Origin of the sequence: Bartonella sp. AA2SXKL, assembly GCF_042197205.1 — a bacterium.
Taxonomy (GTDB): domain Bacteria; phylum Pseudomonadota; class Alphaproteobacteria; order Rhizobiales; family Rhizobiaceae; genus Bartonella.
In genome coordinates, this window is record NZ_JBHIRN010000005.1 from 1 (window position 1) to 22,205 (window position 22,205).

Annotated in this window: 29 protein-coding genes and 1 tRNA gene; 15 read left to right on the top strand and 15 right to left on the bottom strand. The window is 36.1% G+C overall.

Annotated features, from left to right (window positions below; all coding sequences use genetic code 11):
- The 6 genes from ACFINS_RS04395 to ACFINS_RS04420 all read right to left on the bottom strand — a co-directional run.
- Positions 1–305 (bottom strand): hypothetical protein (locus ACFINS_RS04395; protein WP_375651376.1); only part of this gene is annotated, 305 nt, incomplete at its 3' end.
- Positions 295–768, bottom strand: coding sequence for a crossover junction endodeoxyribonuclease RuvC (locus ACFINS_RS04400; RefSeq protein ID WP_375692499.1), 474 nt, complete (start codon positions 766–768; stop codon positions 295–297). The genes ACFINS_RS04395 and ACFINS_RS04400, both read right to left, overlap by 11 nt.
- Before the next feature lie 405 nt (positions 769–1,173).
- Positions 1,174–1,575 carry a hypothetical protein gene (locus tag ACFINS_RS04405; protein ID WP_375639661.1) on the bottom strand — a complete coding sequence of 134 codons (402 nt, stop codon included), beginning with the start codon at positions 1,573–1,575 and terminating at the stop codon, positions 1,174–1,176.
- A 37-nt stretch (positions 1,576–1,612) separates the two neighbouring features.
- Positions 1,613–1,930 (bottom strand): dATP/dGTP diphosphohydrolase domain-containing protein, encoded by a 318-nt coding sequence (locus tag ACFINS_RS04410; RefSeq protein ID WP_375613946.1) that lies wholly within the window; start codon positions 1,928–1,930, stop codon positions 1,613–1,615.
- A 123-nt stretch (positions 1,931–2,053) separates the two neighbouring features.
- Positions 2,054–2,422: a hypothetical protein gene (locus ACFINS_RS04415; RefSeq protein ID WP_375613947.1), complete on the bottom strand. Its 369-nt coding sequence runs from the start codon at positions 2,420–2,422 to the stop codon at positions 2,054–2,056.
- Positions 2,423–2,440: 18 nt separating this feature from the next.
- Positions 2,441–2,716 carry a helix-turn-helix transcriptional regulator gene (locus ACFINS_RS04420; RefSeq protein ID WP_126603684.1) on the bottom strand — a complete coding sequence of 92 codons (276 nt, stop codon included), beginning with the start codon at positions 2,714–2,716 and terminating at the stop codon, positions 2,441–2,443.
- A 94-nt stretch (positions 2,717–2,810) separates the two neighbouring features.
- Here ACFINS_RS04420 and ACFINS_RS04425 point away from each other — a divergent pair, with 94 nt between their 5' ends.
- From ACFINS_RS04425 to ACFINS_RS04480, 12 genes are all read left to right on the top strand, one after another.
- Positions 2,811–3,464, top strand: a complete 654-nt coding sequence (locus ACFINS_RS04425; RefSeq protein WP_004856665.1) for a LexA family transcriptional regulator — start codon at positions 2,811–2,813, stop codon at positions 3,462–3,464.
- 19 nt (positions 3,465–3,483) lie between these two features.
- Positions 3,484–4,539 (top strand): type I restriction endonuclease, encoded by a 1,056-nt coding sequence (locus ACFINS_RS04430; RefSeq protein ID WP_144755027.1) that lies wholly within the window; start codon positions 3,484–3,486, stop codon positions 4,537–4,539.
- Between the two features lie 408 nt (positions 4,540–4,947).
- A complete protein-coding gene (locus tag ACFINS_RS04435; protein WP_375671931.1) occupies positions 4,948–5,322 on the top strand; it encodes a hypothetical protein in 375 nt (124 codons plus the stop codon).
- A gap of 66 nt (positions 5,323–5,388) precedes the next feature.
- Entirely contained in the window at positions 5,389–5,751 is a 363-nt protein-coding gene (locus tag ACFINS_RS04440) for an antA/AntB antirepressor family protein (protein WP_375632994.1), read from the top strand.
- Between the two features lie 15 nt (positions 5,752–5,766).
- A complete protein-coding gene (locus tag ACFINS_RS04445; RefSeq protein WP_375705940.1) occupies positions 5,767–6,495 on the top strand; it encodes a Rha family transcriptional regulator in 729 nt (242 codons plus the stop codon).
- A 12-nt stretch (positions 6,496–6,507) separates the two neighbouring features.
- A complete protein-coding gene (locus ACFINS_RS04450; RefSeq protein ID WP_375607465.1) occupies positions 6,508–6,825 on the top strand; it encodes a hypothetical protein in 318 nt (105 codons plus the stop codon).
- Between the two features lie 12 nt (positions 6,826–6,837).
- Positions 6,838–7,377 carry a hypothetical protein gene (locus ACFINS_RS04455; RefSeq protein ID WP_375613984.1) on the top strand — a complete coding sequence of 180 codons (540 nt, stop codon included), beginning with the start codon at positions 6,838–6,840 and terminating at the stop codon, positions 7,375–7,377.
- Positions 7,377–7,778, top strand: coding sequence for a hypothetical protein (locus ACFINS_RS04460; RefSeq protein ID WP_375613985.1), 402 nt, complete (start codon positions 7,377–7,379; stop codon positions 7,776–7,778). Before ACFINS_RS04455 ends, ACFINS_RS04460 begins: the two co-directional genes overlap by 1 nt.
- The gene (locus tag ACFINS_RS04465; RefSeq protein ID WP_273790346.1) at positions 7,772–8,155 is read left to right on the top strand and encodes a hypothetical protein; all 384 of its coding nucleotides are present in this window, start codon (positions 7,772–7,774) and stop codon (positions 8,153–8,155) included. The genes ACFINS_RS04460 and ACFINS_RS04465 overlap by 7 nt, the downstream gene beginning before the upstream one ends.
- Before the next feature lie 243 nt (positions 8,156–8,398).
- Positions 8,399–9,208, top strand: a complete 810-nt coding sequence (locus tag ACFINS_RS04470) for an ERF family protein (RefSeq protein ID WP_375705921.1) — start codon at positions 8,399–8,401, stop codon at positions 9,206–9,208.
- 1 nt (position 9,209) lies between these two features.
- Positions 9,210–9,833, top strand: coding sequence for a lambda exonuclease family protein (locus ACFINS_RS04475; RefSeq protein ID WP_375638900.1), 624 nt, complete (start codon positions 9,210–9,212; stop codon positions 9,831–9,833).
- Positions 9,834–9,905: 72 nt separating this feature from the next.
- Positions 9,906–10,109: an AlpA family transcriptional regulator gene (locus ACFINS_RS04480; RefSeq protein ID WP_005865986.1), complete on the top strand. Its 204-nt coding sequence runs from the start codon at positions 9,906–9,908 to the stop codon at positions 10,107–10,109.
- A gap of 99 nt (positions 10,110–10,208) precedes the next feature.
- Here ACFINS_RS04480 and ACFINS_RS04485 read toward each other — a convergent pair.
- The 4 genes from ACFINS_RS04485 to ACFINS_RS04500 all read right to left on the bottom strand — a co-directional run bounded on the left by ACFINS_RS04485 (position 10,209) and on the right by ACFINS_RS04500 (position 13,483).
- Positions 10,209–10,284, bottom strand: a tRNA-Thr gene (locus ACFINS_RS04485).
- Between the two features lie 195 nt (positions 10,285–10,479).
- Positions 10,480–11,838, bottom strand: a complete 1,359-nt coding sequence (accC, locus tag ACFINS_RS04490) for an acetyl-CoA carboxylase biotin carboxylase subunit (RefSeq protein ID WP_375611949.1) — start codon at positions 11,836–11,838, stop codon at positions 10,480–10,482.
- Positions 11,839–11,852: 14 nt separating this feature from the next.
- Positions 11,853–12,350 carry an acetyl-CoA carboxylase biotin carboxyl carrier protein gene (gene accB, locus ACFINS_RS04495; RefSeq protein WP_375611948.1) on the bottom strand — a complete coding sequence of 166 codons (498 nt, stop codon included), beginning with the start codon at positions 12,348–12,350 and terminating at the stop codon, positions 11,853–11,855.
- A 260-nt stretch (positions 12,351–12,610) separates the two neighbouring features.
- Complete coding sequence (locus ACFINS_RS04500; protein ID WP_375611947.1) at positions 12,611–13,483, bottom strand: DsbA family protein; 873 nt, start codon at positions 13,481–13,483, stop codon at positions 12,611–12,613.
- A 345-nt stretch (positions 13,484–13,828) separates the two neighbouring features.
- Here ACFINS_RS04500 and glpD point away from each other — a divergent pair, with 345 nt between their 5' ends.
- The 3 genes from glpD to cobT all read left to right on the top strand — a co-directional run bounded on the left by glpD (position 13,829) and on the right by cobT (position 18,416).
- On the top strand, positions 13,829–15,358 hold the full coding sequence (gene glpD / locus ACFINS_RS04505) for a glycerol-3-phosphate dehydrogenase (RefSeq protein ID WP_375650403.1): 1,530 nt from the start codon (positions 13,829–13,831) through the stop codon (positions 15,356–15,358).
- 698 nt (positions 15,359–16,056) lie between these two features.
- Complete coding sequence (gene dusA, locus ACFINS_RS04510; protein WP_375650399.1) at positions 16,057–17,037, top strand: tRNA dihydrouridine(20/20a) synthase DusA; 981 nt, start codon at positions 16,057–16,059, stop codon at positions 17,035–17,037.
- Positions 17,038–17,429: 392 nt separating this feature from the next.
- Positions 17,430–18,416 (top strand): nicotinate-nucleotide--dimethylbenzimidazole phosphoribosyltransferase, encoded by a 987-nt coding sequence (gene cobT / locus ACFINS_RS04515; protein ID WP_375650395.1) that lies wholly within the window; start codon positions 17,430–17,432, stop codon positions 18,414–18,416.
- A gap of 48 nt (positions 18,417–18,464) precedes the next feature.
- Here the strand turns inward: cobT and ACFINS_RS04520 are convergent, their stop codons facing one another.
- From ACFINS_RS04520 to ACFINS_RS04540, 5 genes are all read right to left on the bottom strand, one after another.
- A complete protein-coding gene (locus ACFINS_RS04520) occupies positions 18,465–18,956 on the bottom strand; it encodes an Lrp/AsnC family transcriptional regulator (RefSeq protein WP_375608344.1) in 492 nt (163 codons plus the stop codon).
- Positions 18,957–18,977: 21 nt separating this feature from the next.
- Positions 18,978–19,607: a uracil-DNA glycosylase family protein gene (locus ACFINS_RS04525; protein ID WP_375705922.1), complete on the bottom strand. Its 630-nt coding sequence runs from the start codon at positions 19,605–19,607 to the stop codon at positions 18,978–18,980.
- Between the two features lie 28 nt (positions 19,608–19,635).
- A complete protein-coding gene (locus tag ACFINS_RS04530; protein WP_375650387.1) occupies positions 19,636–20,199 on the bottom strand; it encodes a thermonuclease family protein in 564 nt (187 codons plus the stop codon).
- A gap of 327 nt (positions 20,200–20,526) precedes the next feature.
- Positions 20,527–20,694, bottom strand: coding sequence for a 50S ribosomal protein L33 (gene rpmG / locus ACFINS_RS04535; protein WP_004864083.1), 168 nt, complete (start codon positions 20,692–20,694; stop codon positions 20,527–20,529).
- A 102-nt stretch (positions 20,695–20,796) separates the two neighbouring features.
- The gene (locus ACFINS_RS04540) at positions 20,797–21,969 is read right to left on the bottom strand and encodes an MFS transporter (RefSeq protein WP_273791015.1); all 1,173 of its coding nucleotides are present in this window, start codon (positions 21,967–21,969) and stop codon (positions 20,797–20,799) included.
- Between the last annotated feature and the right edge of the window lie 236 nt (positions 21,970–22,205).

A 22,205-nucleotide genomic window follows, 5' to 3' on the forward strand; every position in this document is an offset into this window, starting at 1 on the left:
TTATTATTTAGATCTTCATTGAAGTTATTGAGTTCCTCCTCAACTTGTGAACTCCACAAACGACCATCTTCTAAACGTATGATGACTCCAACCCTCAATAAATAATCTAACGCCTTTTCAAATCTTTTTACTGAACATTTAGTAAGATAAGAGAATCCTTGTGAATTATTTATAAGAGGTTCGCCAGTGTAGAGCATTTGCAAACGCAACCTGAGATAAACATTGCATTCAATCGCTGGTAACAAAACAATATCAAGAAGACACTTCTCTACATTAATTGTTACAAACTTATTTCTATTGGACATCCCCAATCTCCTTTCCTTTAACTAAATATAAAATTGCTAAAGCATCTGCTTCGTTGTCGTCTTTAGGCACATGTCCTTTTGCACATACCGCCTTAATCATTTCTTCTTTTGAGGCGTTGCCTTTTCCTGTTGTTGCCTTCTTAATTGTGCCAACAGGAATGCCTTCATATGGTATCTGATGATGTTCACACCACGCTGTTAAGGTTGCTAGAAAGCCCCCATAAACATGAGAAGCGTCTGTACCCACATGCCGGCGGACCTCTTCAAAATACACTGCATCAATTTCATCAACAGACCTCTTTAGTTCAGTAAGCCATTTCTTAAAGCGCAAGTAACGCATGCCACCGCCTTCAAAACGGCGTGATTGAAAATGTTCTGTATCACTTGTGATAAAACCATCTGCATCACGAAGCGCCCAGCCTGTCTTAGTCCCTAGATCAAGGCAAAGAATTGTATGAGACATCTAAATCACCAGTACCTACTTCTCATTAATCTTGTGCTTTAAACTCTCAATCTCAGCATCTAATTCCTTAAGAATTTTCTTCTTTTTTATGACGGGTTGAGCAGAAGTATACACTATGTAAATAGGCGCAACTAAAAGTATAAAAACCATCATTGCAATAAAAAACACTGCATTTATTGATATGAATAAGTAGAGTACTAATTCACCTAGATTCATGTTCCCACCCCATTCTTGAAGATATGCATTTTCAAATCGTGTAAAATTTTATGTTTTTTCGAAATGATCTCACGGAGTTTATCGTTCTTTTTGTCTAATATTTCCGAGACAACAAAGGAGATTATAAGTAAATCAAAGATCACAAATGCAATACCCAAAGCTATCGCTGTCACACTCATCTTTTTTCCCTCACTTTCTTTTCTTCTTATGAGGCGGCGTTTTTACTGCACCTTCACGCTGCTTAAGCTCTTGTCTTAGTCTTTCAATTTCCTCGTCACGTGATTGAACATCTGCTTTTAGTGCCATCACTACTTCACTTACATCTCTGAATGCCTTTTCATGTTCTTCAGTCCTTTGTTGTAGTTCTTTTATCGCTCTATCGCGTTCTTTAATTGCAATATTCAGATCACTAGTTCTCTTTGCCACGTCCTTTGAAGATGCACTTCTTGACCACGCGTATTCTTCATCAAGAGTTTTTATGCTGCTTTTTAAAGTCAAGACCTGCTCTTTAAGAACTTTGACTTTGTTGCGATAATAAAATACAACACGCAACATCGCTCCGCATACAAGCAAAGCTCCCAAAACTACCAAGCCCGCTTTAAAATCTCATTCGAACTCATTCTGATCTCTATTCTTTGCTTTTAGGGCGGTCATCTCGGCCAATCCGTTTTGCCTCGCATTCCATTAAAAAAAGAATGCAACAAGCCGCATGTGCCAAGTGTGATAAATTACTCTCGCCATCCTTATTCTCTCCACCAAACCATGCTAATAAATGACGTAAAGAAGCTCCATACAAACGGCTCCAATTCATGCCATGACGCCAATTGCTTGCACCGTATTTGTTTTCTCCAAGCTCTAAAACTCTACCGATTTCAATCAGTGTCAACGGTGGAATAAGATCAACACGCGGTTTACCAATGTCATTCTTATGTGCTTTAAAAACCATGATTATCCCCCCCTTAAGGCTCTACGTATTTATATGTTTGCTATGACAGAGCGTTTAGTCATAAATTAAAAAAAATGAACTTACTCAATTCAAAAATACACTGCATGCCTCATCTCGTTACATTTAATGTTTGGACCGATTGTGTTTTTCAAAAATTTTTTGAGAGTTTTCTTTGAAATATTTTGTGTCGCCATGCATCTTTATGGACAATTCTGGTCCTAAAGAATTTTTGGCTATTAAATGGTTGTTTTCATCAAAAGAAAAATTCCAATCAGAATTATTAAAAACGATTGTACAGCCTTCTGGAAAACCTATTTCCTGTATTAAATCTTTCAAAATATAAAAAGTATAATATGATTTTTGCAAAACATTTACATAGCTTTGCTCTTTTTTACGATATAAATAAAAAACTTTACGATAGGCCCACAAACAAAAAACCGTAATTACATTGGTCGTAAAAAGTATAATAATTGCCGCTAAACCATAATCCATCTTTACTTTCTTTCTTCTTTAAGAGTGTGAATGATGCTGTGGGTGTTTGTTATCAGCTGTAGTAAGTGGCACGCCCACCTCTTCAAGAGAGGGGCGTGGGTATAAATCGACATACCAGTCAACGGGACGAACAATACCATTGGTTGTCTTTTCAATCTTTAAGACAATTTCAGGCTCAGGAAACCGCAAGCCGCGTAAATACCTGTTAATCGTACTCTGTGCTACGCCAACTTGCTTCCCAAATTCGGCTTGAGATAGTTTATTTCGTGTGAGATATGATTTCAATTTTTCCATAATTCAAATAAATACCATAAAAGACTGTTTTAGTCAATAAAAAATACCTTTATGGACTTTGTTAAATAAGCAGTTTTGGTGTAAGGTTTAAAGCATGCATATAATTAAAAAATTGAGGAAAGATTTGGGACTCACACAGGTGAAATTGGCTGAAAAAGCTGGTACCACGCAACCTCAAATAAAACGGCTTGAAAAAGGTGAGCGAAAATTAACCAAAGAGTGGGCGGAAAAGTTAGCACCACATCTTGGTGTAAAGCCGTTTAATCTTCTTTTCCCAGAAAACGAGGAAATACATCCCATATCTAATGCTATTGGAATGATACCGGTGATAGGAAAAGTTGCTGCTAGCTCGTGGATGTCGGTCGAAGATATGGATTTTGGATTTGATGACATAGAATATGTACCCAGCACCTCAAAATACCCAGCTCACTTTCAATTTGCTTTAAAAATCGAGGGCAACTGCCTTAACAAAATTGCTCGTGATGGTGATCAACTTATTTGCGTAGACATAATAAAAGCCGGCATTAATGTGGAACCTAACGATCTCGTGATAGTTGAACGCAGCCGATTCAATGGTCAAATGATTGAGCGTACAGCTAAACGTATACGTCAAACTATTAGTGGATTTGAACTATGGCCTGAAAGTACTGAACCCAATCATCAAGAACCTATCAAAATAAATGGGGCAACTGATGGAGAGGAGATTCGTGTAGTTGGGAAAGTTCTTTGGATTTTAAGAAAACCCTGAAAACAAAGGAGAAGCGGGAATGGGGACAGTAGACGAGAGCTTAAAAATAATAGCTGATAAAGTCAAAAATCATTCAGATACTATGTTAACTGAAGAAGCGGTCAAAACAGCGGTCGTTTTACCATTTCTGCGCGCACTTGGGTATGATATTTTCGATCCACTTGAAGTCATTCCCGAGTTTACTGCTGATGCCGTTGGTAAAAAAGGTGAAAAAGTTGACTATGCTATCCGTATAGACGGTGAGATACGTATTCTTTTTGAGTGCAAACCGATATCTTGCGAATTGAGTTCAAAGCATTTAAGTCAATTATATCGATACTTTAGTGTAACGAATGCTAAATTCGCGATTTTGACAAATGGTCGATTTTTTCATTTTTACACAGATCTTGATGCTGCAAACAAGCTCGATAATAGGCCATTCCTTACTTTTGATGTAATAGAATACAATACTGTGGTACTTACAGAGCTTAAAAAGTTTGAACGCTCAGCATTTAATATTGAAAATATATTGGTGACAGCCGAGCAGCTCAAATATGTATCTGGAATAAAACAAAACATCCAAAAAGAAATAGAAAATCCGTCCGAAGGTTTTGTTCGTGTTGCTTGTGCGGATGTTTATGAAGGGCGCCTGACTGCTAATGTCTTAGAAATGCTCACAGGTGTTACTAAAAATGCGTTTCGCGAAGTAATATCTGATGCGGTAAAAAGTCGGCTTTCTAGCGCTTTACAAACAACAACTGAAACCGACAAGCAAGATAATATTGCTACATCTATTGGTAATGAACATGCCATAATAACGACCGAAGAGGAAGTTGAAGGCTTCATGATTGTCAAGGCAATTGCGCGTGAAGTTATTTCTGCCGACCGTATTGTTATCAGAGATGCAAAGTCGTACTGCGCCATTTTAATTGACAATAATAACAGAAAGCCGTTGGTTCGACTGCACTTTAACAGAAAACATAAGCAACTAGCCCTTTTCGATACTGATATTGATGAAAAAGTCGGTATTGAAACGCTAGATAATATTTATGATTTTGCAGACAGAATAAGAGAAACAGCAAAAAAATATTTATAAGATATTCTAACAACCTATGTATGCCCCGCTGAAGCGGGGTTTTTTTGTTCGTCCGCAGTTTTTATAAAAAAACTACGGCGTTATCTACCCATCGATTGGCTCTGTCTGCACACTGCCCCAATTTTTCCTGCATATAAATTTCAAATACAGCTAACTGATTTATTTTTTTACGGGATACTAGGAAGTATCATGCCTCTACACTGAACGCTACAATACCCAAACCGATTCGTAATAAATATTAAAGTTCATTTATAAAAAACCATTTTAGCATAAAATGACTTGACCATAATAATCCTTTACGGTATACTCCTCTATAACAACATATCACGAAGAAGCAAAAGCCGATCTGGTGTAGATTAAATTACATTAACACGAACAATCGCCAAGAGGCGTTAGGGAGGAGAAATTATGGAAAATCCAATTCTTATAAATTCTGATGAAATCTTATTAGTTGTCTATGATGATGATCAAAACATTGGTCGGTCGGGACCACTGGATGAAAGCCAAGTTCTAAAAATTATTGACGAGGCAGATGATGCAATCCAAATCTTTCGCATCAATCCTTCTGAGAATAATTGTGAAGATATCTCTGAAGAAATTGCAGAAGCATATGTAAAAGAAAATATCGAACATCTCCACGAGGAGAGTAAAGTTCATGACTTTGTACTCGAAAGTGATGCTTACCAAGAACTTTTAGACGAGATCGCAGACGAAAAATATAATGATGAGATTTACGGTACTTATGAACAACAACACCGTTTGCGTCCTTGTGATGTGCTTTAAAAATTCTAAAGGGCGCTTTTAAAAGCGCCTCCCTTTTTCCCATCAATAATTGATTAGAGTAAACTTATGACCACACATGATACTCATATTCATAGTGAAGGATATCTCACGCCTGAAAACGAGGTAGACAACAAAATCGGTTATGTCCAAATGGTCAATGCCCATGTAATGCATAGGTACTTACATTTGAAACAAGATTTTTCCACTTGGTTTAATGATTGTGTTGAAAAGCTTGATCTAAAAGAAGGCGTGGATTTTGTTTTTACAAAACAAGAATGGAACAGACAGAAGATTTGTCCAAAATCTGAAATAGAAACAGATAAAACCGATAATCATTACTTCAAAATTCACGCAGCAAGGAAAATTGCTCAAGCAGAACGTCATAGAAACTATGGCAGAATATTATATCAAACCTTGTGTTTTTCTTAATTAAGGGGGGTGATGATGCAAAACTTTATTACAATATCTGAAAACAATTTTCAAAACACAACAGTTCAAACGATGTCTAGTCGTGAAATTGCAGAGTTATGTGGTAAGCAACATGCGCATATTATGCGTGATATTCGGCAAATGTTAGGAGAATTATATCCTGAAGGGGGTCAATCCAAATTTGGATCCACCTATTTAGATAAACAGGGTAAGCCCCAAAACTGTTACAACCTCCCTAAGCGTGAATGCCTTATCTTAGTTTCTGGTTACAGCATGACATTACGTGCTAGGATTATAGACCGTTGGCAAGAATTGGAAAAGCAAGTAGTAACACCACAAATCGACTATTCAAGTCCTCAAGTTATGCTTGGTGTTTTAACGTATCTCAAAAATGAAAATGAACAAAAAGATAACATTATTGCAAATTTAAAACCAAAGGCAATGGCTCTTGAAAGCTTACAGCGCCATGATGGACTCTTCGGTCTTACAGAAGCCGCTAAAATACTCGAGATGCAACCAAAACAGTTCATTCTCTTCTTACAGCAAAAAGGTTGGGTTTACAGACGAGCAGCAGGTGGAAATTTGCTACCTTATCAAGACAAAATCCAAAAGAAACTTATGGATTGTCCAACTATCACACTTCAAACCGCAAGTGGAATAGAAAAAGTCATTCCTTGCGCAAAAATCACAGCAAAAGGAATTGGTGTGCTGTCTCAAGAGCTTAAAAGACAAAGCATGCATTAAGAGGAGGTTATCATGATAAAAAAGAAATATAAACTCACTGATGAAACAATCAAAATTGATGGAATAACGCTTTATCGCATACGCGCCTTAAAAGATTTTGATGATGTCAAAGAAGGCGACCTTGGAGGCTTTGTCGAGAGTGAATGGAATCTTAGCCATGATGATAATTGCTGGGTTGGAGGCAATGCTTGTATTTATCAAAATGCATATATCTCTGAAAATGCGAAGGTTTATGATGATGCCGAAGTTTATAATAACGCAAAAGTTCGTGGTAATGCCATAGTAGCCGGCGATACAGCATTTTATGGAAGTGACGCTATTTTAAGGTAGGGGGGATAAATCATGGAAAAAAAATACGAATTGACTGATGAAATGGATGAAGTTGGCGGACGCACGCTTTACCGCATACGTGCATTAAAAGATTTTGGAAATGTCAAAAAAGGTGACCTTGGCGGTTTTATTGAAAAGGAAGGCAATCTTAGTCATGGGGGCGATTGTTGGGTTGGAGATTATGCTAGGGTTTATGATAATGCTCGTGTTTATCAAAATGCACATATTTCCGGTTATGCCTATGTTTATGGTGATGCGCGGGTTTATGGAGATGCACTCGTTTCTGATGAAGCAAAAGTTTACAATTATGCAGAAATTTACGGTGATGCATACGTTTACGGTGACGCTAAAGTTTTTGATCATGCACATGTTTATGGCAATTCTCATGTTTATTATGAAGCATATGTTTACGATAAGGCAAGCGTTTATGGAAATGCAAAAGTTGGCGGTAATACACACATTTACGGAAATGTAAAAATTTACGGTGATGCGGATTTACGTTGTGAAGATTGGATTGGCAGCAATAGCAGAATATCTACTGGAGCAAACTAATGGAAAAGAAGTACGAACTTACTGATGAGAAAGCTGAGTTTAAAGGGGTAACTCTTCACCGTATCCGCGCTTTAAGAGACTTTGGAGTTATTAAAAAAGGTAATTTAGGCGGCTTTATAGAACATGAAAACAACCTATCGCATCATGGTAATTGCTGGGTAGGTGGTAATGCATTCGTCTTATCTTGTGCTTGCGTTTACGATAATGCTCAAGTTTATGATGATGCTGAAGTTTATGGTAGTGCACGAATTAAACATAATGCACATGTTTACGGTTTTGCCGAAGTTTATGGAATGGCAACAGTTTCCGGTAATGCACGTATTTATGGCGACGCAAAAATTTATCGTGATGCGGATATTGATGGCGATAACGTCATGTCCACTGGAGAAAAAGCATGGTGAAAAAATACGAATTGACTAATGAAACCACCGATATTGTAAGTTGCCATACATTGTACCGCATTCGTGCTTTAAGAGATTTTGATGATGTTAAGGCTGGGGACCTTGGGGGCTTTATAGAAAATGAAAGCAATCTCTCTCATGATGGCAATTGCTGGGTCTATGATAATGCTTGTGTTACTTGGGGTTCAAAAATTTATGACAATGCAAAAATTTATAATAACGCCCGAGTATATGGTGGTGGTCGCATTTTTGAAAACGCACAGATTTACGGAAATGCAATTGTTTATCCCAATGCAAGAGTTTATGGCGACGCAAAAATTTACGGAGATTCAGAGATCTGCGGAGAAAGCCGTATCACAACAAACGAGAAAAAATAAATCATGTATAAATATGGAATTAAACCTACCTTGTGTGCACAGTTAGTTGTGAGAAATACTCACAATCTAGGTGAACTTTGTATCACTATCTCTGGGTATAAAGACGAGCCTTATGTAGATACCATAATTTCTGAAGACATAATGCAACCTATAAAATCCAAACTCTAACAACCAAACAACATTTTTAAACACCAGCGTGATTCACGCCACGGGTGAATTGCGCTCAAATAGGAGGAAATCAAGATGAGTGAACTAAGTACCACACGAACGGAATTAGTGGAAACAACGAACGATTGTGAAGTCAAATCTACAGCTATGGAGCTGATTTTAGAAAGAGCTCTAAAAGATGATGTCGATATGGAACGTCTCAAGAGCCTTCTTGAATTGCGAGAAAAGGAGATAGAACGACAAGAGCGTCAAAACTTTGTCCGTGATCTTTCTACTATACAAGTGGAATATAAAAATATCGAACAAAATGCCATTAATACACATACTAAAAGCACCTATACAACGCTTGATAAATATATTGATGCTATTAAAGAACCTCTTGCAAAACATCACTTTGCCTTGTTCTCTCGTATCAAAGACCAGAATTCAAATAGTATAACCGTAGAAATGACTTTAAAGCATATATCGGGCAATGAAATATCAACACAAGGAACATTTCCCCTTGATGCTACGGGGAGTAAAAACAACGTACAAGCGGTTGGTTCTACTATAAGCTACGCACGTCGATATCTCTTAGGCATGCTTCTTAATGTTGCAAGAAAAGAAGACGATACAGATGGAATAACACTTCTTGCGGGTATCTCTTCTGAACAGATGAATGAAATCAAAGAATTAATTAAAAAAACACAATCTGAAGAAAGTAGGCTTCTCTCTTTCATAGGAGTAAAAAATCTAAAAGATATGTCTTTTAAACAAGCACAAACCGCTTTGTTTTCTTTGAAAAAAAAGCAACGAAAGCAAATGAATAAAGCACAACAAAAGCAATTAGATGCACCTATACAAGATATCGAATATGCGCCAACTCAACAAGAAACGGCGGTGTGAAATGGAACAAAGGACAGCAGAGTGGTTTCAAGCGCGCTTGGGTAAAGTCACTGCATCTAATGTCTACAGCGTACTCAGTAAGACAGCTAAAGGCTTGCCTACCAGCAAATATGAAGACTACAAAACGAAACTCATGACAGAACGCTTAATAGAGGAAATAAGCCAATCTTATACAACACCTGCTATGCAATGGGGTATCGAACATGAAGAAGATGCCTTAAGAGAATATGAATTCATTTATGACGCAGAAGTCACAAGATGCGGGTTTATCCCACACCCCAAAATGGAAATGGCGGGGGCTAGTCCTGATGGGTTGATTGGAGAGGACGGTTTAATAGAAGTCAAATGTCCACAATCAACCACGCATTTGCGTTTTTTTATTTATGACGAAATCAAGCCTGAATATATCGCACAGATGCAATTCCAAATGGCATGCACTGGACGAAAATGGTGTGATTTCATGAGCTATAATCCAAACTTTGTAGGCAAATCTACTGGTTTGAGAATGAAAATCAAACGCGTCCTCCGTGATGAGAAACACATTGAAGAGATCAATAAAGCGGTCGAAATCTTTTTAGGGGAAATAGAACAAGAGATGCAAAAGATTTTGGCAAAAGCTGCTTAAACCTATGGGGGTGCTCTCTCCTTCCAGCACTCCCACCCATTTAATTAATATAAAAAAGAGAAAGGTAATGAGATGATATTTGATGATGGAGATAGATATGTAACGACACGTGAGTGTGCACAGCTTTTTAGTGTATCCACAACAACGATTCGCAATTGGGTGCTTCAGGGGTTGTTTCCGGAGCCATATAAGCTAGGGAGAGCAGTGAGATGGAGAAAAAAAGAGATCTTAGCCTTCACTCCAAAGAAAAATAAGGAGCAAATAAGAACAAATTAGGTAAAATTATATAAACTGTAGAAGGTGGTTTAAAAGGTGGTCTGAAAATGGCTATTTAAAGAAAAAATCTATATATTTCAATATGTTCAAGAAATAAAATGGTGCCCCCAGAGAGACTCGAACTCCCGACCCCCTGATTACAAATCAGGTGCTCTACCAACTGAGCTATAAGGGCGTAACCATGTAGGAGTTAGCATAAACTAACAAAAAGGAAAACAGAAAATTATTAAATTTTATGTATATTAAAAGAAAACTATATAAAAAATAACCAATTTATTTCCTTTTTCCACTTTTTACAGCAAGGTTGGAACTATCCTTATGTTGATATCTTATAGAATCTTTTATAAGAATGCACCGTTTTGCTATCGAATTACGAATCTGAAGACTTTGATTGATGAGCAAGGTAATTTTCTAGCCAGTGAATATTATAATTACCATCAGCAACATCTTGATTATTAATAAGATCGCGAAAAAGAGGCAGTGTAGTTTTTATCCCATCGACGACAAATTCATCTAAAGCACGCCGTAAACGCATCATACATTCTAAACGGGTACGTCCATGAACAATCAGCTTTCCAATCATGCTATCATAGTAAGGAGGAATGCGATAACCTGAATAAGCGCCTGAATCAACACGAATCCCTAAACCTCCAGGTGTATGAAAATGTGTAATGGTTCCAGGTGATGGCGTAAAGTTAATAGGATCTTCTGCATTAATACGGCATTCAATGGCATGACCAGAAAAACAGACTTCATCTTGTGTCACTGAAAGTTTACAGCCTGATGCAATATGGATTTGTTCGTGGACTAAATCTATACCTGTAATTGCTTCAGTTACAGGATGCTCGACTTGTAAACGTGTATTCATTTCAATAAAATAAAATTCGCCATTTTCATAAAGAAATTCAATAGTACCAGCTCCACGATATCCAAGTTGGGCACAAGCATTTGCAACAATATTTCCAATTTTTTTCCGTTCAGTTTCATTAAGTGCAGGTGACGTAGCTTCTTCCCATACTTTTTGATGCCGTCGTTGAAGTGAACAATCGCGTTCTCCTAAATGAATAGCATTTCCCGCACCATCACCTATGACTTGAATTTCAATATGACGGGGTTTTTCTAAATATTTTTCTATGTAAACAGCGTTATCACCAAAAGCAGCTTTCGCTTCTGAACGCGTTGTTTTGAGAGCTATAGAAAATTCTTGTTCAGAATGAACGACTTTCATACCACGTCCGCCACCACCGGCAGAAGCTTTTATAATAACTGGATAACCAATTTCACGAGCAGTGCGTAAAGCATCTGATTCTTCAGTGACTGCTCCATCTGAACCTGGAACTACAGGAATACCAAGTTTTTTGGCGGTTTTCTTTGCTTCGATTTTATCGCCCATGATGCGGATATGAGTAGCTGTTGGACCGATGAATGTAATATCATGGGCTTCTAGAACATCTGCAAATTTTGCATTTTCAGAAAGAAAGCCATAACCTGGATGAACAGCATCCGCTCCTGTAATTTCACAAGCAGCAATAATTTGCTGAATACTCAAATAAGAATCACGAGCGGGAGGAGGGCCAATACAAACACTTTCGTCAGCAAGACGAACATGCATTGCATCTGCATCAGCGGTAGAGTGAACAGCCACGGTTTTTATGCCAAGTTCTTTACATGCACGTAAAACGCGAAGAGCAATTTCTCCTCGATTAGCAATGAGGATTTTTCGAATCATGTTTGCCCCTCGCTTTATTCAACAATAATAAGTGGTTCACCAAATTCAACAGGTTGACCATCTTTGACAAGAACAGTGGTTACCGTACCGGAGCGCGGTGATGAAATTTGATTCATTGTTTTCATGGCTTCAATAATAAGTAATGTCTCCCCTTCAGAAACATTTTGTCCTACTTCTACAAAAGGTTGTGCGCCTGGTGAGGGTGCAAGATAAGCTGTTCCAACCATTGGAGAGGTTATTGTGTTTTTTGATTTATCTTCTTGGATAAATTGTATAGGAGATTCAGCTGTTGGAACTGGAGAAGATGTTACAGAAAAAGTAGGAGTAGAAACAGGGGCATAGATTGCTTGCTCAGAAGAAGTTAAGGTATTTTGGCGTGAGACACAAATACGAAGCTCCCCTTGTTCAACTTCAATGTTCGTTAAATTTGTATCATTCAAAATTTCAGCAAGATCACGAATAATTTTCGTATCAATTGCGGTTTTTGCCGAATCCATTTTTTTTGTTGCCATTTTATTTCTAACTCCTTGATCAATGAAGATCGTCATTATCTCATTTTATGACCGAATCTCATTTTATGACCGAATATCTCTAGATTAGGGATGACATCTTTTGAGGCTTTAAAGATTTTTATTTCCTTTAAATCATTATACTTTGCAATTTAAAACTTGTATCTGCTTTACGTAAAATTGCACTTATAAGCCTGTTATCAAAAAAGAGAAAGCATAAAATTACCTCATTTACAGTATTCTTCCTAAAACGGATCAGGTATTCACTGTGTATTATCTATCGCTTGTTTTAGAATATCTTGTCTGGCTGCGCCGATGAATATTTTATTACCAATGATGTAAGAAGGTGTTCCCGTAATATGAAGTGCAGAGGCAATTTGAATGTTTTCTTTAAAAGCGTTTTGCAGAGTGGGATCTTTTATTGCATTATGTAGTTTTTTTTCATCTGCTCCTAATGAAACAGCTATTTTTATAGCTTTAGCTTCATTTGCACGCCCTTGATGCATTAAAAGCTTTTTATGAAACTGAGGATATTTTTCTGGAAATTGTTTTCGAAATGCATAGGCAACGGTATGAGCCGCCATAGAATCAGATCCCAAAATCGGTAAATCCTTGATAATAACCCGTAGATCTGGATATTCTTTTATCAAGCTTTCTATATCTGAATAGGCACTTTTACAAAATCTGCAATTGTAATCAAAAAAATCAACAAGTATTTTTTTACCATTTGGATTCCCCAAAACAGCGTCATGAGGAGAGTGAAAAATTTCCTTTTCTAATGAATGAATGACAGAAGTTTGTTTTTGGTTTTCGTATTCATTCTGTTTTTCCAGCTTATCTTGAAGAATAAGCTGCATTTCAATCATAATTTCTGGATGAGTAAGAAGATACTCTCTGACGATTTGTTGAATATGATGAGAATCAGTATGTGGTATCATTTTTTCTTTAAGCTTAGATAAAAAGCTAGAATCTTCCAAAAGTTGTGATTTAAGCTTTTCTAAGCTTAAATCATTTGCTGTTTTTGAGTGTGATGTTGCGTTTGATAAAGAAGGTAAAAAGATTAAAATACTCGACATAACTATGACTAAAATTTTTGAAAAAAGTATTATTTTCGAGTTTTGAGAGTGATAATTCATTTGTATACCTTCACATTTTTTAGGGTGTCATTGAGTGAACTATATGAAAAGCGCTATCTATGTGCAATGAAGCATTTAGTTATAGTGTATCTTTAAGAATGAGAAAAAACATCAATTTTTCTCTAAAAAGATTTCATATGATAAACCTTGTCTTGGTAAGGATTATGTTTTGTAAAAGATAAAAAAATTCTCTTTAATTTGTCAAATGTTGTTTTGATGTATAAGGGTATCAAAAGCTTTTTGTGCATGTTTATTTTAGGAAAAAGTACGTTGATAATACAATGAAGAACACTTGTATTATTTTTTCCTGTTGATTTATTGAGTACTGAGAAACAAAATAAAATAATGAAAAGTGAAATTATGAAAACCACAACACATTATGAGCTGTTTATCATTGGAGGAGGGATAAACGGCTGTGGATTGGCAAGAGATGCAGCAGGACGCGGATTTAAAGTGGGATTGGCTGAAATGAACGATCTTGCATCTGGGACCTCAAGTGCGTCAACAAAGCTTATTCATGGTGGGCTTCGTTATCTTGAACACTATGAGTTCAAACTTGTTCGTGAAGCATTGAAAGAACGCGAGATCATTTTACGTATGGCTCCACATATTGTGCGTCCTTTGCGTTTTCTCCTTCCTTATCATAAAGAATTGCGCCCTGCTTGGATGTTGCGTTTTGGACTTTTTATTTATGATTATTTAGGGAATTGGAATCAGAAATTGTGGCGCAGTAAAACGATTAATTTTTCAAAAAAATTTTGCTCTACACTGAAGAAAGAATATCAGAGAGGTTTTGAATATTCTGATGCAAGAGTAGATGATGCGCGTTTAGTTATTGGCAATGCTCGTGATGCAGAAAAGTGGGGAGCTGATATAAAAGTACGAACAGAAGTTCTCTCTTTAAAAAAAGAAGACAATAAATGGCGTATCTTTCTTCAAGACAAGTTAAGTAGCAAAGAATATAGTGTCACAGCTTCTTATGTCGCGAATATGACAGGTCCTTGGATTGATCATGTTTTAGCAAGCATATTAGATTGTAAAGAACATTCACCAGTACGGCTTGTTAGAGGTTCTCATATTTTGGTTCCCAAGCTTTATACTCATGATCGTGCTTATATTTTTCAAAATGGTGATGGGCGTATTATATTTGCTATTCCGTATCAAGAAGAGTTTACCTTACTTGGAACAACAGATTGTAATTATCAAGGAGATCCGGCTGACGTTCATATTACTGATAAAGAAATTGATTATATTTGTGCAGCAGCCAGTGAATATTTCATACAACCAGTGTTGCCTGAAACGATTGTCTGGTCTTACTCGGGAGTTCGTCCACTCTATGATGATGGAGCTTCAAAAGCACAAGAAATTACGCGCGATTATGTTTTTAAAGAAATGGGAACAGGAACGACACCAAAGATACTTAATCTTTATGGTGGAAAGATTACAACTTATCGTAAGTTGGCTGAAGATGCGATGAAATTTGTTGAAAAAGAGCTTGGTAAAAAGGGAGCATCATGGACGGCTAAGGCAGTACTTCCAGGGGGTGATTTTCCCTATAACAAATTAGATACAATCGAAAATAGGATTGCTCTTTTAATGCCAGATTTAGATGCTTTTACACATCGCAGGCTTGCACGCTCTTACGGTACGGAAGCATTGGTGATCTTTGCACATGGTAAGGCAAATAAAGGAAAAAATTTCGGACATGGGCTTTATGAAGTAGAAGTAAAATGGTTGATGGAAAAAGAATGGGCTAAAGTATGTGAAGATGTGTTATGGCGTCGTTCAAAACTGGGGCTCCTATTTAATGAACAAGAGGTTGATACTCTTTCTTCCTATATGCAAAGCCAACAAGAGATTGAACAACGTTTATGATCATTTCATTTTACAGATTGTATCTGCAATATTGTAAAATATTTTCCTTCGAGAGATACTGATATTAGTTATAGATATTAAAAAGGCAATGGTTGTCTATACCCTGATTTTAGTTTTTTTTTGCAAGAATCACAAAATGGCAAAATTAGATAGAATATTTAAGATGAAATTTGTCTATCTTATAAAGTGAAATCTAAGAATATCACCAAAAAGAACTCATTGATAAAAAATAATTTATAATTAGATTCGTGTGAAATAAGGTTTTTTTCTTCTTTAGGAGAAGATAAAGCTACTTTCTGTATCGTTTATTTGCACAATGAGTTAAAAAAATCTAAAGAAAATTAAATCGATCATGAAAAATTGTATAATGTGTTAGTTTAGCATTTATTATCTTAAACGCTGTACTAAATCATGTAAGGGAAGAGGCTTGAAGAGCGTAAGAAGAACTTATAAATGAGTTTTTTATATTATAGTAAAAATCTTCTTTTTTCATGTTTATATACCTGAACACTAATCTATGAGAAATGCGATATTGTGTTTTGGCATGATTGATTGTAGTAAACCTTGATATCAATTGAAAATAATGAGCTGTTATTATACTCATGATAGTATAAGAGAATAAAATTTTCCGTAAACTAAAAGTAAGTATTTTTTTATGTATAAAGAGAGAGCTATAAGGACATGAGAGTAATACCCTCATGATATTTTACAACCTTCCATCGCCTATAAAATTTGCAGTAGCACCAATGTTGGACTGGACAGACCGACATTGCAGGTTTTTTTATCGTCTTTTAACGAAAAAAGCTCTCCTTTATACGGAAATGATGGTAGCAGATGCTGTCATTCATGGTGTTCGTGAACAATTGTTGGCTTTTAGCGACAAAGAACGTCCAGTTGCATTACAATTAGGGGGGGCAGATCCGAAAAAGTTAGCAGAAGCTGCACGAATTGCTGAGGATTTTGGCTACAACGAAATAAATCTCAATGTTGGTTGTCCATCAAATCGTGTTCAAGCAGGTGTCTTTGGAGCTTGTTTGATGCTACATCCAGACATTGTGGCAAATGCCGTAGAAGCAATGAAACAAGAGGTTACTGTACCTGTAACTGTCAAATGTCGGATTGGAGTGGACGAACAAGATGAAGAATTAGCATTAGATCTTTTGGCTAATCAAGTTTGGAATGCTGGATGTGATGCGCTCTGGATACATGCACGCAAGGCATGGCTACAAGGATTGAGTCCGAAAGAAAATCGCAATATTCCGCCCCTTAATTATGAAAGGGTTTACAAATTAAAACGTCAATATCCTCATAAATTCATTGGGATAAATGGTGGAATTAAATCGATTGATGAGATCAAAGAACACTTAACTTTCTGTGATGCTGTCATGGTTGGTCGCCAAGTTTATCATGATCCAACTTTGTTAAAACATATTGATTTTGAACTCTATGGTGAGTCGCAGAATAGTCTAAGTGAGAGTGATCTTATTGAGCTTATGTGTGATTATGCAGCTCGACATATTGCATCGGGGGGGCGGCTTTCTCATGTGACACGTCACATGATTGGTTTATTTCATGGGCGGGGTGGGGCACGTCGATGGCGGCAAATACTATCAAATGATGCGACAAAACCAAACGCAGATATATGTACTTTAAAAGAAGCTTTTTATGCTCTCATTTAATAACAGTCAGACAATTAACATATATTAAAGTTGAGATCCTTTGCGTTTTGATTTCTTTGCGATAATTTTGATCCTTTTAATTTTATAAGTTTTTGAAAGTTTATAACTTTTATTATGAATAAGAATGTTAGAATTTATATATTAAACGGCATGCTGATTATACCTATTAAATAAAAAATAACTTAAGGGTATCACTGTAAAGGTAGTCATAAGATATTAATAACATTTTGAATCTTGCACGTTTGTTATTGGGGTAGAAAATAGAATGTAGAAATTATTGCTTTCATAGTATTTAACATTTTTAAAGCACTGTTAAAAAAACAATAAATTATTCATATCCTGTATATATGACGTGATTTTCATAAACATTGTAGATTTTAAAAGGTATCCTTATGATCGCTAGTCCATTTGATGATTTTCGTGCTTTACTTACAAATTTACCTGTTGCTGATGAGTTTTCTATAATTTTGGCAAAAAAACGGCAAAAAAACTTAACAAAAGAGCAAGGAACATTGGGAAAACTAGGAGATCTTGCTGTTTGGTATGCGGGGTGGAGAGGTACAGAAAAACCTATAGTAACGCGACCTTTGGTTGCTATTTTTTCTGGAAACCATGGTATTGTAGAGGAGAATATTACACCATTTCCACAATCTATGACACAAAAAATGGTACAAAATTTTGCATCTGGCGGTGCTGCTATCAACCAAATTTGTATCGCTTATGATCTGGGATTAAAAATTTTTGATTTAGCATTGGAATATCCAACAATGAATATTACCAAGGATGCTGCAATGGACGAGAGAAGTGCAGCTGCTACAATGGCATTTGGAATGGAATCCATTGCTGGTGGAACAGATCTTTTATGTATTGGTGAAATGGGAATTGGAAACACAACAATAGCTTCAGCTTTATGTTTAGCATTGTTTGGTGGAGACGTTGAAGAGTGGACAGGATATGATATGGAATCGGAGGGTGATTTTTATCAGCGTAAAATAGCAGCGGTTAAGGCAGCAGTTTCCTTGCATAAGGAGCATTTAAATGATCCTTTTGAGATAATGCGTCGCTTAGGAGGACGTGAAATTGCTGCTATGGTTGGTGCTATTTTAGCGGCAAGAATGGAAAAGATACCCGTTATTTTAGATGGTTTTGTGGCAACAGCAGCAGCAGCGATCCTTTATAAAATACATCCAAAAGCTCTTGATCATACCCTTGTTGGACATGTTTCTTCTGAGACAGCTCATCGTAAACTTTTAAAAAAAATTGGCAAAGAACCACTTCTAGATTTGGGGATGCGTCTTGGTGAAGGGACAGGAGCAGCTATGGCAGCTGGTATTGTCAAAGCTGCTGTTTTAACACATGCACAAATGGTGTTTTTTTAACAAGAAAGTTTGAATGCCTAAAAGATCATAAGACGGATATAAAAAATCTTAAGAGCTTTGTTCATGCGTCTTGTCGTGTAATTTAATATAATTAAGTGGAAGTTCTGTTGTATATTTAATCTGTTCCATTGCGAAAGAAGAAGAGACATCACGGATGTCAATTTTAGAAATTAATTTTTTATAAAAAAGATCATAAGCTTCAATGTTGGGCACAACAACACGCAATAAATAGTCAATATCTCCACTCATTCGATAAAATTCAATGACTTCACGGAATTCTTGCACAATTTTTGAAAAACGCTTAAACCATTCATGACTATGTGTATTTGTGCGAATAGACACAAAAACAGTGACGTGTGCGTTTACTTTTTCTGGAGAAAGAACAGCAACACGACGTTGAATGACGCCATCTTCTTCAAGTTTTTGAATCCTACGCCAGCAAGGAGTGGTCGAAAGTCCCACTTTTTTAGCAATATCAGCAACAGAAAGTGTCGCATTTTCTTGCAAAAGATGTAAAATTTTTCGGTCAAGACGATCCATATTTCTTCTCAATATTTTAATTTATAAAAATTTACGCACTAAACGACGCAGATATACAATAAGCTCATCGTTAAACCATGGATTTTTCTGTAACCAAGAAGTATTTCGCCATGACGGATGAGGCAAAGGCATAACATTATAGCCTCGAGGTTGAGGAATGGAAAGAATATTTCTCCAATCACCAACAGTTGCAGAAACGGTTTTATGTTTTAATTCTGTAATGTGCCACTTTTGCGCATAACGACCAATGGCAAGAACAAGCTTTATTTGAGGCATTGCCTGAAATATCTTTTCATGCCATATTTCTCGACATTCACGTCTTGGTGGTAAATCAGCTTTATTTTTATCATAACCTGGAAAACAAAATCCCATAGGAACAATAGCAAAGAGAGATTTATTATAAAATTCTTCTTTCGTGACACCTAGCCAATTACGCAATTTTTCGCCAGAGCGATCATTAAAAGGGATAGAAGTTTCATGGACACGCAACCCTGGTGCTTGGCCTGCAATTGCAATCGAAGCAGTATCGGATAAATAAACGACAGGGTTTGGTTCATGAGGAAGAGGAGGAAAATAATGGGGTTGTTGGACGCAAACACGACAGGAATAGATCTCTTTTTCAAGTTTGATAATTGGGCTACATTGTTTCATTAGTAAATAAAATTAAAAAATATTTTTTTTATTCTGTGCGAGGATTTGCTTTGCGCCATTCTTTTGGTCGTTGAAAACTTGATGCCCATATTCCTTTCTTTTTCTTTCTAGCTTCTTGCTCTTCTTTGGGGTATTCATAATAATTTACAGCCCAACCATTATGTACAAGTGTTGCGTTGATATTGCTAACTTGTTTTGTTTTACATGTTGCAAGAATACGGCGATATTTATCTGTTTTTTGCCAGTAACATGTAACAGTTTGATTTTTTAATAGTTTTTCTAAATATTTTTTTGCCTCAAGCCCACAAGGGTAGCGCGCTTCCTTTTTTCCACAAAATTGGTGGAGTTCAGGAGCATCAATTCCAGCTAGTCGAATCTTAATTGAAGAAATCATAATGGTATCGCCATCAATGATTAATGCATTTCCTTCAACAGAGTTTTGAGAAGAAAATTTTTCTTTTTGAGGCAACCGCTGAGTTTTCTTAAAATAAGCTGACATAATGATAAGAATGCTAGCAGCAACAAAAATACTGAAACCGATTACTTTTAGATTAAAGCTTCTTAGATTAAAATGAGAAAAAGATTTTTTCATGAAATAAAGAAACTGCTAACATTACTATAACTCTATTTTAGTATTGTTTATAATTCACCCGAGAAACTTTATTCATATGACGAAACAATGTCTCGTTTTAATGACAAAATTTTCGTTAGATATCACAATAATCAAATACTCATGCAGAATATATGTAAGCAACTTAAATAATAATTCAACTTATCCAAATCCGTACAAAAACAAATTTTAAAGTAAACTTTTTAAACTTAAGGAAATAAAAAACAGCCCTCAAAAAATAACTTTGAAGAGCAATACTCCCACATTTCTTTTGGAGTATAAAATCTATCAATTCAATGATAATTTTATTTATTTAATTTTTGTTTCCTTAAATTCAACGTGCTTTTTTACAACTGGATCATATTTACGCTTGCTCATTTTATCTGTCATTGTACGGCTGTTTTTCTTTGTTACATAGAAAAAACCAGTATCTGCAGTTGATAAAAGCTTGATCTTAATGGTTGCTGCTTTAGCCATAATGTAAATACCCTATTTATACTGAAAAAATATTATTGCTGTCAAAACTTATTTCCGACATCATCAGATTTTCCGGCAACACTACGGATGTTCTCAAAAAAGTCAAGAGCTGATTAATTTTCTCATAAGTTGGACAAACACCAAAATGACATATAAACCGAAAAAAACAGCCATGGCTATTGAAAAACCAAAGGGTTTAAAGATATCCATGGATTTTCCGATAAAGGTCGGTCCGATGAGCATACCAATTCCATAACAAAAAATAAAAGCAGAATTAGCAGCAGCAAGTTCTTGCCCCTTGAGACGGGCTCCTAAATGTGCAAGACTAATTGTATAAAGGCTCGCTGATACACCACCCAGAAAAAACAAATCAAGCATCAGAATCCATGGATATTGAAGAATCCATGGTACTATAAAAGTTCCTATAAAACCTAGAATAGCGCAACTCATCAGCGGGTAGCGTCGATCTTTGGCGTAGTCGCTTATAATGCTGATAGGAATTAAGAGGAAAATATTCCCAAGTGCAAGGGTTGCCATAAAATGTGCTGCTTCATTCTCATTATAACCAATGGATAAACTAAAGGGTATTATAAGAGTTAATACGCCCATTTGAATGGCCCCGTAAACAAGGACCGCCATCATTGCACTTGGAACGTGAAAAAGATAACGAAAAAATGGCATATATTGATTTTTTTGAAATTCTGGACTTAATTTCCAAGCGGTAAGAATTGGTATAGTAGCAAGTATAATAAGGCTATATCCAACAGCAAAAGGAATAAATCCTTGTGTTCCCACTTTTGCTAGCAGCGTTAGACCTATTATAAACCCTAATCCTAAGACAATAGCATAAATAGAAAGGATCAAACCGCGTTTTTTTGGGGGAGCATAACTGTTGATCCAAAACTCTGATAGGATAAACATAACTGTCATGCTGAAATGTAATATAAACTTTAAAATAAACCAAATCCATATGGGATCAAAAAAATAGAATCCTAAAAAACTTAAAGATCCTATCGCCATCATAAGCAATATTGTTTGAGCGATTCCTAAGCATAAGGCAATTCGAGACGTAAAAATAGCTGCAATAATTGTGGCGATTCCACCAACTGTTCCACTATAGCCGATTGTACTGTTGGAAAGTCCTTTCTCTGCCATAAGAAGAGAGACAAGTTGTGTTCCCATTGCCAATGCTGTTCCAACAGTGCCAATGGTTGCAATAGCTGCAATAATTGCACGCAAAGAATTATTTTGAGAGTCAAAAGGTTTTTTTTTCATGAAAATGGCTTAAGGTACTCTTGTTTATTTAAACAATGAAAAGATGAGCTGAAATGAAAGGGAGCCAAAACTATCCTTTGCAGTTTCTCTCATTTCCTAAGTATAAAAAACTGCAAGATTTTTATATGGTTATTATAGACTTAACAATAAAATTTACCCTCTTGTATACTAAAGAAAGAAGATTGTACATATAAAATAATATAAATATTATATAATATAAGCCATTTCTTAAATTG

Excerpts from the sequence above, each read along its gene's own strand:
- cobT (WP_375650395.1), top strand. The coding sequence starts at position 17,430 with ATGATCGCTAGTCCATTTGATGATTTTCGTGCTTTACTTACAAATTTA.
- ACFINS_RS04400 (WP_375692499.1), bottom strand. The coding sequence starts at position 768 with ATGTCTCATACAATTCTTTGCCTTGATCTAGGGACTAAGACAGGCTGG.
- ACFINS_RS04430 (WP_144755027.1), top strand. The coding sequence starts at position 3,484 with ATGGGGACAGTAGACGAGAGCTTAAAAATAATAGCTGATAAAGTCAAA.
- ACFINS_RS04475 (WP_375638900.1), top strand. The coding sequence starts at position 9,210 with ATGGAACAAAGGACAGCAGAGTGGTTTCAAGCGCGCTTGGGTAAAGTC.
- ACFINS_RS04530 (WP_375650387.1), bottom strand. The coding sequence starts at position 20,199 with ATGAAAAAATCTTTTTCTCATTTTAATCTAAGAAGCTTTAATCTAAAA.
- ACFINS_RS04480 (WP_005865986.1), top strand. The coding sequence starts at position 9,906 with ATGATATTTGATGATGGAGATAGATATGTAACGACACGTGAGTGTGCA.
- ACFINS_RS04520 (WP_375608344.1), bottom strand. The coding sequence starts at position 18,956 with ATGGATCGTCTTGACCGAAAAATTTTACATCTTTTGCAAGAAAATGCG.
- ACFINS_RS04470 (WP_375705921.1), top strand. The coding sequence starts at position 8,399 with ATGAGTGAACTAAGTACCACACGAACGGAATTAGTGGAAACAACGAAC.
- ACFINS_RS04525 (WP_375705922.1), bottom strand. The coding sequence starts at position 19,607 with ATGAAACAATGTAGCCCAATTATCAAACTTGAAAAAGAGATCTATTCC.
- accC (WP_375611949.1), bottom strand. The coding sequence starts at position 11,838 with ATGATTCGAAAAATCCTCATTGCTAATCGAGGAGAAATTGCTCTTCGC.
- ACFINS_RS04500 (WP_375611947.1), bottom strand. The coding sequence starts at position 13,483 with ATGAATTATCACTCTCAAAACTCGAAAATAATACTTTTTTCAAAAATT.
- ACFINS_RS04450 (WP_375607465.1), top strand. The coding sequence starts at position 6,508 with ATGATAAAAAAGAAATATAAACTCACTGATGAAACAATCAAAATTGAT.
- ACFINS_RS04420 (WP_126603684.1), bottom strand. The coding sequence starts at position 2,716 with ATGGAAAAATTGAAATCATATCTCACACGAAATAAACTATCTCAAGCC.
- glpD (WP_375650403.1), top strand. The coding sequence starts at position 13,829 with ATGAAAAGTGAAATTATGAAAACCACAACACATTATGAGCTGTTTATC.
- ACFINS_RS04435 (WP_375671931.1), top strand. The coding sequence starts at position 4,948 with ATGGAAAATCCAATTCTTATAAATTCTGATGAAATCTTATTAGTTGTC.
- ACFINS_RS04445 (WP_375705940.1), top strand. The coding sequence starts at position 5,767 with ATGCAAAACTTTATTACAATATCTGAAAACAATTTTCAAAACACAACA.
- accB (WP_375611948.1), bottom strand. The coding sequence starts at position 12,350 with ATGGCAACAAAAAAAATGGATTCGGCAAAAACCGCAATTGATACGAAA.
- ACFINS_RS04440 (WP_375632994.1), top strand. The coding sequence starts at position 5,389 with ATGACCACACATGATACTCATATTCATAGTGAAGGATATCTCACGCCT.
- ACFINS_RS04415 (WP_375613947.1), bottom strand. The coding sequence starts at position 2,422 with ATGGATTATGGTTTAGCGGCAATTATTATACTTTTTACGACCAATGTA.
- ACFINS_RS04425 (WP_004856665.1), top strand. The coding sequence starts at position 2,811 with ATGCATATAATTAAAAAATTGAGGAAAGATTTGGGACTCACACAGGTG.
- ACFINS_RS04455 (WP_375613984.1), top strand. The coding sequence starts at position 6,838 with ATGGAAAAAAAATACGAATTGACTGATGAAATGGATGAAGTTGGCGGA.
- rpmG (WP_004864083.1), bottom strand. The coding sequence starts at position 20,694 with ATGGCTAAAGCAGCAACCATTAAGATCAAGCTTTTATCAACTGCAGAT.
- dusA (WP_375650399.1), top strand. The coding sequence starts at position 16,057 with ATGATATTTTACAACCTTCCATCGCCTATAAAATTTGCAGTAGCACCA.
- ACFINS_RS04465 (WP_273790346.1), top strand. The coding sequence starts at position 7,772 with ATGGTGAAAAAATACGAATTGACTAATGAAACCACCGATATTGTAAGT.
- ACFINS_RS04460 (WP_375613985.1), top strand. The coding sequence starts at position 7,377 with ATGGAAAAGAAGTACGAACTTACTGATGAGAAAGCTGAGTTTAAAGGG.
- ACFINS_RS04410 (WP_375613946.1), bottom strand. The coding sequence starts at position 1,930 with ATGGTTTTTAAAGCACATAAGAATGACATTGGTAAACCGCGTGTTGAT.
- ACFINS_RS04540 (WP_273791015.1), bottom strand. The coding sequence starts at position 21,969 with ATGAAAAAAAAACCTTTTGACTCTCAAAATAATTCTTTGCGTGCAATT.